At 72.9% G+C, this 9,233-nt stretch carries 11 protein-coding genes; 10 read left to right on the top strand and 1 reads right to left on the bottom strand.

The annotated features are described in order from the left end of the window. From STRAU_RS17445 to STRAU_RS17490, 10 genes are all read left to right on the top strand, one after another. A partial coding sequence (locus STRAU_RS17445) for a RibD family protein (RefSeq protein ID WP_037660119.1) occupies positions 1-331 on the top strand: 331 nt, incomplete at its 5' end. Then, positions 332-970: a riboflavin synthase gene (locus tag STRAU_RS17450; RefSeq protein ID WP_016641670.1), complete on the top strand. Its 639-nt coding sequence runs from the start codon at positions 332-334 to the stop codon at positions 968-970. It abuts the gene before it with no gap. Next, entirely contained in the window at positions 967-1,629 is a 663-nt protein-coding gene (locus STRAU_RS17455; RefSeq protein ID WP_016641671.1) for a nicotinamide mononucleotide transporter family protein, read from the top strand. Before STRAU_RS17450 ends, STRAU_RS17455 begins: the two co-directional genes overlap by 4 nt. Continuing rightward, entirely contained in the window at positions 1,626-2,918 is a 1,293-nt protein-coding gene (locus STRAU_RS17460; RefSeq protein WP_037660121.1) for a bifunctional 3,4-dihydroxy-2-butanone-4-phosphate synthase/GTP cyclohydrolase II, read from the top strand. The genes STRAU_RS17455 and STRAU_RS17460 overlap by 4 nt, the downstream gene beginning before the upstream one ends. 46 nt (positions 2,919-2,964) lie before the next feature. Then, the gene (gene ribH / locus STRAU_RS17465; RefSeq protein ID WP_016641673.1) at positions 2,965-3,450 is read left to right on the top strand and encodes a 6,7-dimethyl-8-ribityllumazine synthase; all 486 of its coding nucleotides are present in this window, start codon (positions 2,965-2,967) and stop codon (positions 3,448-3,450) included. A gap of 34 nt (positions 3,451-3,484) precedes the next feature. Further along, a complete protein-coding gene (locus STRAU_RS17470; protein WP_016641674.1) occupies positions 3,485-3,757 on the top strand; it encodes a phosphoribosyl-ATP diphosphatase in 273 nt (90 codons plus the stop codon). Positions 3,758-3,844: 87 nt separating this feature from the next. After that, on the top strand, positions 3,845-4,693 hold the full coding sequence (gene hisG, locus STRAU_RS17475) for an ATP phosphoribosyltransferase (protein ID WP_016641675.1): 849 nt from the start codon (positions 3,845-3,847) through the stop codon (positions 4,691-4,693). 20 nt (positions 4,694-4,713) lie between these two features. Then, positions 4,714-5,175 carry a PH domain-containing protein gene (locus STRAU_RS17480; RefSeq protein ID WP_037660124.1) on the top strand — a complete coding sequence of 154 codons (462 nt, stop codon included), beginning with the start codon at positions 4,714-4,716 and terminating at the stop codon, positions 5,173-5,175. 253 nt (positions 5,176-5,428) lie between these two features. Continuing rightward, the gene (locus STRAU_RS17485) at positions 5,429-6,868 is read left to right on the top strand and encodes a hemolysin family protein (protein WP_016641677.1); all 1,440 of its coding nucleotides are present in this window, start codon (positions 5,429-5,431) and stop codon (positions 6,866-6,868) included. Then, on the top strand, positions 6,865-7,974 hold the full coding sequence (locus STRAU_RS17490; RefSeq protein WP_016641678.1) for a hemolysin family protein: 1,110 nt from the start codon (positions 6,865-6,867) through the stop codon (positions 7,972-7,974). Before STRAU_RS17485 ends, STRAU_RS17490 begins: the two co-directional genes overlap by 4 nt. A gap of 80 nt (positions 7,975-8,054) precedes the next feature. On the opposite strand, the gene STRAU_RS17495 is transcribed toward STRAU_RS17490, so the two are convergent. After that, a complete protein-coding gene (locus tag STRAU_RS17495) occupies positions 8,055-8,735 on the bottom strand; it encodes a response regulator (protein WP_016641679.1) in 681 nt (226 codons plus the stop codon). Positions 8,736-9,233: the final 498 nt, after the last annotated feature.

Below are 9,233 nucleotides of genomic sequence, written 5' to 3' on the forward strand. Positions count from 1 at the left end.
CGCCGACATCCGCTCGCCGCGGCCCGCGAGCGCCGCCCGCGGCCTCGACATCGACGCGCTGCTCGCCGAACTGCACGCCCGCGGCGTGCGGTCCGTGCTGCTCGAAGGCGGGCCGACGCTCGCCGGTGCCTTCGTGGCCGCCGGAGCCGTCGACCGCGTGGTCGGCTACCTCGCGCCCGCGCTGCTCGGCGCGGGCCCCGCCGCCCTCACCGGCGGCGGAATCACGACCATCACCGAGGCGTTGCGCCTCGACGTGCGCGAGTGCGTCGCGCTCGGACCCGATCTGCGTATCACCGCGGCCGTCGCGGCCCCCGGAACGAAGGAGCACTGAGTGTTCACCGGAATCGTCGAAGAGCTGGGCGAAGTCACCGCCGTCGAGAACCTGGGCGACGCGTCCCGCTTCCGCCTGCGCGGCCCCGTCGTCACCGAGGGCGCCAAGCACGGCGACTCCATCGCCGTCAACGGCGTGTGTCTGACGGTCGTGGAGCACGACGGCGACGAGTTCACCGCCGACGTCATGGCCGAGACGCTCGACCGGTCCAGCCTCGGCGCCCTCGTGCCCGGCTCGAAGGTCAACCTGGAGCGCCCGACGGCCGTCGGCGCGCGCCTCGGCGGACACATCGTGCAGGGTCACGTTGATTCTGTCGGCACGGTCCTTGACCGCAAGCCCTCCGAGAACTGGGAGATCATCAAGATCTCGCTGCCCGAGGAACTCGCCCGCTACGTCGTCGAGAAGGGCTCCATCACCGTCGACGGCGTGAGCCTGACCGTCGTCGACGCCGGGCCCGACTACTTCACCATCAGCCTGATCCCCACGACGCTCGCCCTGACCACCCTCGGCGTCAAGCAGCCCGGCGACCCGGTCAACCTGGAGGTCGACGTCATCGCCAAGTACGTCGAGCGGCTGCTCGGCGCCCGGGCGGACGCTCCCGCCGGGGCCGCGGCGGTGGCCGAGGAGGCCGGGCGGTGAGCACGTTCGACTGGCTGAACTCCGAGGTCTTCACCGCCTTCGGGCAGCACATCATGTGGTCCGACATGGTCGGCAACACCATCGGCCTGGTCGCGCTCGCGCTCGGCTGGCGCCGCTCCATATGGACCTGGCCCGCCCAGTTCCTGTCCGGCGTCGTCCTCGTCGCCGCGTACGCCTCCGCGCAGCTGTCCGGCGGCGTCGGCAAGCAGCTCCTCGTCATCGGCGTCGCCGTGTGGGGCTGGCGGCAGTGGACCCGGGGGAGCCGGCGCGCGCAGGACGGCACCATCGCCGTGCGCTTCGCCACCTGGAAGGAACGCGGTGTCCTGCTCGCGGGCACCGCACTCGGCACCCTCGCGGTCGGCACGCTGTTCACCGCCGTACCCGAGCTGTCCTGGAACCCCTGGCCGGACGCCTACATCTTCGTCGGCACGCTCGCCGCGATGGTCGCCCAGGCGCGCGGCCTCGTCGAGTTCTGGTTCGCCTGGCTGCTCGTCGACCTCGTCGGCGTCCCCCTCGCCTTCTCCAGCGGCCTCGCCTTCTCCGGTCTCGTGTACGTCGTCTATCTCGCCCTCGTCCTGTGGGGCCTGCGCGACTGGTGGCTGCGCTCACGGCAGACCACCACCCAGCAGCGGCCCGCTCTGGAAGGAGCCCCGGCATGACCGCACACCCCAGTCCCGCCCTCGTGGCCGACCACACCGAGGACCTGCGCCTCGACCCGGTGGAGATGGCCATCCGTGACATCGCCGCGGGCCGGCCCGTCGTGGTCGTCGACGACGAGGACCGCGAGAACGAGGGCGACCTCGTCATCGCCGCCGAGAAGGCCACGCCCGAGATCGTCGCCTTCATGATGAGCGAGTGCCGCGGCCTGATCTGCGCGCCCATGGAGAGCGACGAACTGGAGCGCCTCCACCTGCCGCAGATGGTCGAGAACAACACCGAGTCGATGAGCACGGCCTTCACCGTCTCCGTCGACGCCAGTGGCGCCCACGGCGTCACCACCGGCATCTCCGCCGCCGACCGAGCCACCACGCTCCAGCTCCTCGCCGGCGGCAAGGCCGAGGCCGGGGACTTCGTGCGGCCGGGCCATATCTTCCCGCTGCGCGCCAAGGCGGGCGGCGTCCTGGTGCGCGACGGCCACACCGAGGCCGCCGTCGACCTCGCCCGGCTCGCGGGGCTGCGTCCCGCCGGGGCGATCGTCGAGATCGCGGGCGAGGACGGCCGGATGCTGCGGCTGCCCGAGCTGGTCCCGTTCGCCCGCAGGCACGGCCTGACGATCATCTCCATCGCCGACCTGATCGCCTACCGCCGCACCGCCGAGCCCACCGTGCGCCGCGAGGCCGAGGTCCGCCTGCCCACCTCCTACGGCGAGTTCACCGCGTACGGCTACCGCTCCACCGTCGACGGCGTCGAGCACGTCGCCCTCGTCCACGGCGACATCGGCACCGGCGAGGAGGTCCTGGTCCGCATCCACTCCGAGTGCCTGACCGGCGACGTCTTCCACTCGCTGCGCTGCGACTGCGGGCCGCAGCTCGAGGAGTCCATGCGGCGCGTCACCGACGCCCGGCGCGGCGTCGTGGTCTATCTGCGCGGCCACGAGGGGCGCGGCATCGGCCTGCTGTCCAAGCTGCGCGCCTACGAACTCCAGGAGCGCGGCAGCGACACCCTGGACGCCAACCTCGAACTGGGTCTGCCCGCCGACGCCCGCGACTACGGCGCCGGCGCCCAGATCCTGGAGGACCTCGGCGTACGCAGCCTGCGCCTGCTCACCAACAACCCCGACAAGACCGAAGCGCTCGCCCGGCACGGCCTGAAGGTCATCGCGCGGGAGCCCATGCCGGTGACCGTCGGCGAGCACAATCTGCGCTATCTGCGCACCAAGCGGGACCGCATGGGCCACGACCTGCCCTGGCTGGACACCCCGGACATGTCGGCCTGCGGCAACCAGTAGACGTACCACCACCAGACGCCCGAAGTAGACCCCCAAGGAGAAGCGCGTGAGCGGCAAGGGTGCCCCCGAACTGAGCGTGAAGAACTGTGGCGACCTGCGGGTCGCCGTCGTCGCCGCCCTGTGGCACGAGCGGATCATGGACGGTCTCGTCGACGGCGCACTGCGCGCCCTGCACGAGCTCGGCATCGACGAGCCGACGCTCCTTCGCGTGCCCGGCAGCTTCGAGCTGCCGGTCGTCGCCAAGGTGCTCGCGGGCCGCGGCTACGACGCGATCGTGGCACTCGGCGTCGTCATCCGCGGAGGCACCCCGCACTTCGAGTACGTCTGCCAGGGCGTCGCCCAGGGGCTCACCCAGGTGTCCGTCGACACCGGTGTGCCCATCGGCTTCGGCGTCCTGACCTGCGACACCGAGGAGCAGGCCCTGGACCGCGCGGGCATCGAGGGCTCCACCGAGGACAAGGGCCACGAGGCGGTCACGGCCGCCGTGGCCACGGCGGCCACGCTGCGCACGGTCTCGGAGCCCTGGCGCTAGCGGGGCCGCGCGGGCGCGTAGAGTAAGCGACATCATGTCCAAGAAGACTTTCGAGGAGCTCTTCACCGAGCTCCAGCACAAGGCCGCCCACGGTGACCCCGCCACCTCCCGCACCGCGGAACTGGTGGACAAGGGCGTCCACGCCATCGGCAAGAAGGTCGTCGAAGAGGCCGCCGAGGTGTGGATGGCCGCCGAGTACGAGGGCAAGGAAGCCGCCGCCGAGGAGATCTCCCAGCTCCTGTACCACGTACAGGTGATGATGGTCGCCCGCGGCATCTCCCTCAACGACGTGTACGCCCACCTCTAGAGGCCCTTGAGCGCGCGCTCACCTGAAGCACGCGATCCGATTCATCCGTCCTGCTCTTCACGTCTCCACGCAAAGGAATCCGACCTCATGCTGCGCATCGCCGTCCCCAACAAGGGTTCACTGTCCGGACCTGCGTCGGCGATGCTGCATGAGGCCGGCTACCAGCAGCGCAAGGAGTCCAAGGAACTCGTCCTCGTCGACCCCGAGAACGAGGTCGAGTTCTTCTACCTGCGCCCGCGCGACATCGCCATCTACGTCTCCTCCGGCAAGCTCGACATCGGCATCACCGGACGCGACCTGCTGATCGACTCCGGCGCCAACGCCGAGGAGATCCTGCCGCTCGGCTTCGCCCGCTCCACCTTCCGCTTCGCCGCGAAGCCCGGCACCGCGCAGGGCATCGACGACCTGGCGGGCCGCACCGTCGCCACCTCCTACGAGGGCATCGTCGACAAGCACCTCGCCGACAGCGGCATCGACGCCTCCGTCATCCACCTGGACGGCGCCGTCGAGACCGCCATCGAGCTGGGCGTCGCCCAGGTCATCGCGGACGTCGTCGAGACCGGCACCAGCCTGCGCAACGCCGGTCTCGAGGTCTTCGGCGAGCCGATCATGAAGTCCGAGGCCGTCGTCATCCGGCGCACCGGAGCCGACATCGACGACCCGAAGGTGCAGCAGTTCCTGCGCCGCCTCCAGGGCGTCCTGGTCGCCCGGACGTACGTGATGATGGACTACGACTGCCGCGCCGAGCACCTCGAACAGGCCGTGGCCCTCACCCCGGGCCTGGAGTCGCCGACCATCTCGCCGCTGCACAACGAAGGGTGGGTCGCCGTGCGTTCCATGGTCCCCACCAAGGACGCCCAGCGCGTCATGGACGATCTGTACGCCATCGGGGCGCGGGCCATCCTGACCACGGCCATCCACGCCTGCCGCCTGTGACCGCGCCGGAGACCGCCGCCATGTCCGACGAGACCGCTTCCGGGGCCGTGCCCGCCCTGCCCGTCACCTTCCGGCCCGCCCGCACCCGGGCGGTCCTGCTCACCGCCGGGGTCGCGGTCTTCGTGGCCCTCGCGGTGATCTCCGTGCTGCTCCCGAACCTCAGCCCGGGGGAGCGCACCAGCTTCGTCTTCACCGGCGCGCTGCTGCTCGGCGTGCTCGTCCTGCTGAGCAGGCCCAAGGTGGTCGCCGACGACAGCGGCGTGACCGTCGTCAACATCGCCACCAAGCGGCGCCTGGAGTGGGCCGAGATCGTGCGGGTCAACCTGCGCCCGGGAGACCCCTGGGTGTTCCTCGACCTCACCGACGGCACCAGCCTGCCCGCCCTCGGCATCCAGCCGGGCATCGCCAAGCAGCGCGCCATCAGCGACGCCCGCGCGCTGCGCGCCCTGGCCGAGGCGCGCGGGGCCACGGACGTGCACTAGGGGATCGCCCGGGCCGGGAATCCGGGAGGACTCGGGGGTCCCGAACTGACGCACCGGCGTCCGTCGTGATTAATCTGGTGGGCGGGGCAGGCAGCATGGGCCGGCCCCGCCCCGGACGGCCGGCGCGGCCGGAACGGGGCTCCTGACTACCCGAGGAGTGACCCCCTCCGGCGATGGACGGATCGTCCTGTAGTACCTGCGCCGCCCCCTCCCGACATCCGGGAACCCGAGCACCGGGCGAGGCGGCGGCATCATGACCATCCCCCTGCTGCTCCTCGGAGCGGCCTTCCTGCTGATCCTCGCCAACGGCTTCTTCGTGGCCGCCGAGTTCGGCCTCGTCACCGTCGAGCGGCCCGACGCCGAGAAGGCCGCCGCCGACGGCGACCGCCGGGCGCGCACGGTCGTCGGCGCCCTCAAGGAACTCTCCTTCCAGCTGTCGGGCACCCAGCTCGGCATCACCCTCACCTCCCTCGTCGTCGGCATGCTCGCCGAACCGGCCCTCGTCCCAGGGGTGTCGGTGGCCGTCGGCATGCTGCTCGCGTCCGCGGTGCAGATGGTGATCGGCGAGCTGGTGCCCAAGAACTGGGCGGTGTCCCGGCCGCTGCAGGTCGCGCGGTTCGTCGCGGGCCCGCAGCACGCCTTCTCCCGCCTGTTCCGGCCGGTGATCGCCGCCCTGAACGCGGTCGCGAACCGACTCGTGCGGTCCCTCGGCGTCGAGCCCACCGAGGAGCTCGCCTCCGCCCGCACCCCCGGTGAACTCGTCTCCCTCGCCCGCCACTCGGCCCGCGCGGGCGCCCTGGAGCAGGACACCGCCGACCTGTTCGTGCGCACGCTCATCCTCGACGAGCTCACCGCGCAGCACGTGATGACGCCCCGCGTGAAGGTCAGCGCCCTGCAGTCCTCCGCCACCGCCGAGGACGTGGTCAACCTGACCCGCGCCACCGGCCTGTCCCGCTTCCCGGTGTACCGGGACCGGATCGACGAGGTCGTCGGCATGGTCCACCTCAAGGACGCCCTCGCGGTCCCCGCCCACGAGCGGCTGCGCACCCCCGTGGGCCGTATCGCCAAGTCCCCCCTGCTCGTCCCGGAGACGCTGCCCGTGCAGCCCCTCCTGGAACGGCTGCGCAGCGAGCAGCCGATCGCCGTCGTCGTCGACGAGTACGGCGGCACGGCCGGGGTGGTCACCCTGGAGGACATCGTCGAGGAACTCGTCGGCGAGGTCCGCGACGAGCACGACCACCCCGGCGGGCCGCCCGAACTCGCCGCCGCGCCGCCCGAGGACGGCCGGCCGGCGTGGGACGCCGACGGCGGCTGCCGGGTGGACACGCTCCAGCGCATAGGACTCGACGTACCGGAGGGTCCGTACGAGACCGTGGCGGGCCTGGTCGCCGATCTGCTCGGCCGCATCCCGGCCCCCGGCGACCGCGCCGAACTCCCGGGCTGGCGGCTCGCGGTGCGCCAGGTGGGGCACTACCGGGCGGAGCGGGTGCGGTTGGTTCGTACCGGCCGCCGTGCGGGGGTCGGTGACCCGGCCGAGTCCGGGGAGCAGGCTGGTGCCGCTGGTGCGGCCGGTGCCGCTGGTGCCGCCGGGCGGCAGGTCGGCGCGGGCGCCGTCGGTGCCGGTGCCGGTGCCGGGATCGATGACGGGTCCGGGGACAGAGCCGGTGCGGGTGTCGCGGAGGCCGTGCGATGAGCGCGCTCCAACTCCTCTTCGCCCTCCTGCTCGTGCTGGCCAACGGCTTCTTCGTGGGGGCCGAGTTCGCCCTCGTGTCCGTGCGGCGCAGCCAGATCGAGCCGCTGGCCGGCAAGCGGGCCCGGCAGGTCCTGTACGGCCTGGAGCACCTGCCGCAGATGATGGCCGCCGCCCAGTTCGGCATCACCGTCTGCTCGCTGACGCTCGGCGCCGTCGCGGAGCCGACCGTGGCGCATCTGCTCGAACCGCTCTTCCACGCGGCGCACCTGCCCGAGAGCATGATCCACCCCTTGGGGTACGTGATCGCGCTGGCCGTCGTGGTCTTCCTCCACCTCGTCATCGGCGAGATGCTCCCGAAGAACCTCGCGATGGCGGCGCCCGAGCGGACCGCGCTGTGGCTCAGCCCGGGCCTGGTGGCGTTCGCCCGCCTGTGCCGCCCGGTCACGGCGGCCCTCGGTGCCTGCGCCCGGCTGATCCTGCGGCTCTTCAGGGTCGAGCCCAAGGACGAGGTGGAGGCGGTCTTCACCAGCGTCCAGCTCGGCCGCCTCGTGGAGGACGCGGGCCAGGCGGGCCTCATCGACCCGCGGGCGCAGGAGCGCCTGGAGGACGCCCTGGAGCTGGGCTCCCGCCCGGTGACGGACGTCCTGCTCGACCGCGCGTCGCTGGTCACCGTCGGCCCGTCGGTCACCCCGGCCCAGGTCGTCGAACTGACCGGCCGCACGGGCTACTCCCGCTTCCCGGTCCGCGCGGAGAACGGCGCCTTCATGGGCTACCTCCACGTGAAGGACGTACTGGACCTGGAGGACACCGGCCGCGCGGTGCCGCAGCACGTCTGGCACCAGATGACGACGCTGCGCGCCGAACTCCCCCTGGACGACGCCCTGACGGTGATGCGGCACGCCGCGACGCATCTGGCGCAGGTCGCCGACGCCTCCGGCAAGGTGCTCGGCCTCGTCGCCCTGGAGGACGTCCTCGAACTCCTCGTCGGCGAGGTGCGGGATCCGGCGCACCGGGTGGCGGTGCCGCGGTCGGCGCGCCCCGCGGCGACCGGGAGTGCGGGCAACGGGAGCGCGGAGGGCCTGCGGGGGAAGGAGCTCGTGGGCTGAGGAGAGGGCCCAACGCCCTTACCCGCGCGAGGCGTTGGGGCCTCGGCCGAGCAGATGCGCCTGCTGGCGGATGCGCCCGCCTAGGAGCCGCGCCCGAGCCCCGCGTCCCGGGCCCGGACGATCGCCGTCGCGCGGTCGGCCACGCGCAGCTTCATGAAGATGGCCGAGACGTGGTTGCTGATCGTCTTGGGGGCGAGCCGGAGCCTGCGGGCGATCGCCGGGTTGGCCATGCCGGCCGCGATCAGGTCGAGGACCTCCAGCTCGCGAACCGTCAGTTCCGGGAACGGCGAGGCCGCCGCCGCGTCCGCCGGGCGGGCCATCCACTCGGCCACCCGGCGGGCGATCCGCGGCCCGAAGATGGCCTCGCCGGCGGCGACGCACCGTACCGCCCGGACGATCTCGTCCTGGCCCGCGCCCTTCAGGATGAAGCCGCGCGCCCCCGCCCGCATCGCCGCGAACACCGACTCGTCGTCCTCGAACATGGTCAGGACCAGCACGGCCGTCTCCGGAGCCGCCGCCATCACCTCGCGGGTCGCCGACACCCCGTCCAGGTCGGGCATCTCCAGGTCGACGACGAGCACCCGCGGCCGGCGCAGCAGCGTCTCGCGCACCGCGTCCCGGCCGCCCGACGCCTCGCCGACCACCGCGATGCCGTCGATGGAGCCGAGCAGGGCCCGCAGTCCGCCCCGCACCACGGGATGGTCGTCGGCGATGACCACGGTGAGCTCGGCGAGCTCCGGGGACTCGGCGGGCGTCGTCAAGGCGCGGCTCCCCACGGCAGGTCGGCACGGAGGTCGTGGGCGGGTGCCCGCCCGTGTCCACCCCTCGTCCCTACCCATCGTCCAGGCAGCGGACCCCTCTGTCCCGGGTGCCCGCACCCGCTCCGGCCGGGAGGTCTTCCCGCCCGCAGGGGGGCCGGGGGCCCTGACCGGCGGGGGTGCGCGGGCGGCACGCTGTGGCCACGGTGAAGCAGCGGGGCTCTCCCCTCGCTGAGACCCAGCGGGGCTCCCCGGATCGGGGCACCCCCCGGCCGGGCCCGGTCTCTCCCCGGGCCCGGCCGGCGCTCCAGCCGAGTGCCGGACCCCCGGCGGTGGCCGGCCCCCCGCCCACCGCCGGGGAGGACGTCACGCACGTCATCCGCGTCGGCCACGCCCTCTCCGGGCCGGCCACGACCGAGGAAGGCCGACTCCCCATGAAGCACCTCACGCGCCAGGCCCTGGACGTCGTCGCCGCTCCCGCCACCACCGGCGCGCCGCCGG

The organism is Streptomyces aurantiacus JA 4570, from assembly GCF_000414115.1.
In the GTDB taxonomy this organism is placed as follows: Bacteria; Actinomycetota; Actinomycetes; order Streptomycetales; family Streptomycetaceae; genus Streptomyces; species Streptomyces aurantiacus_A.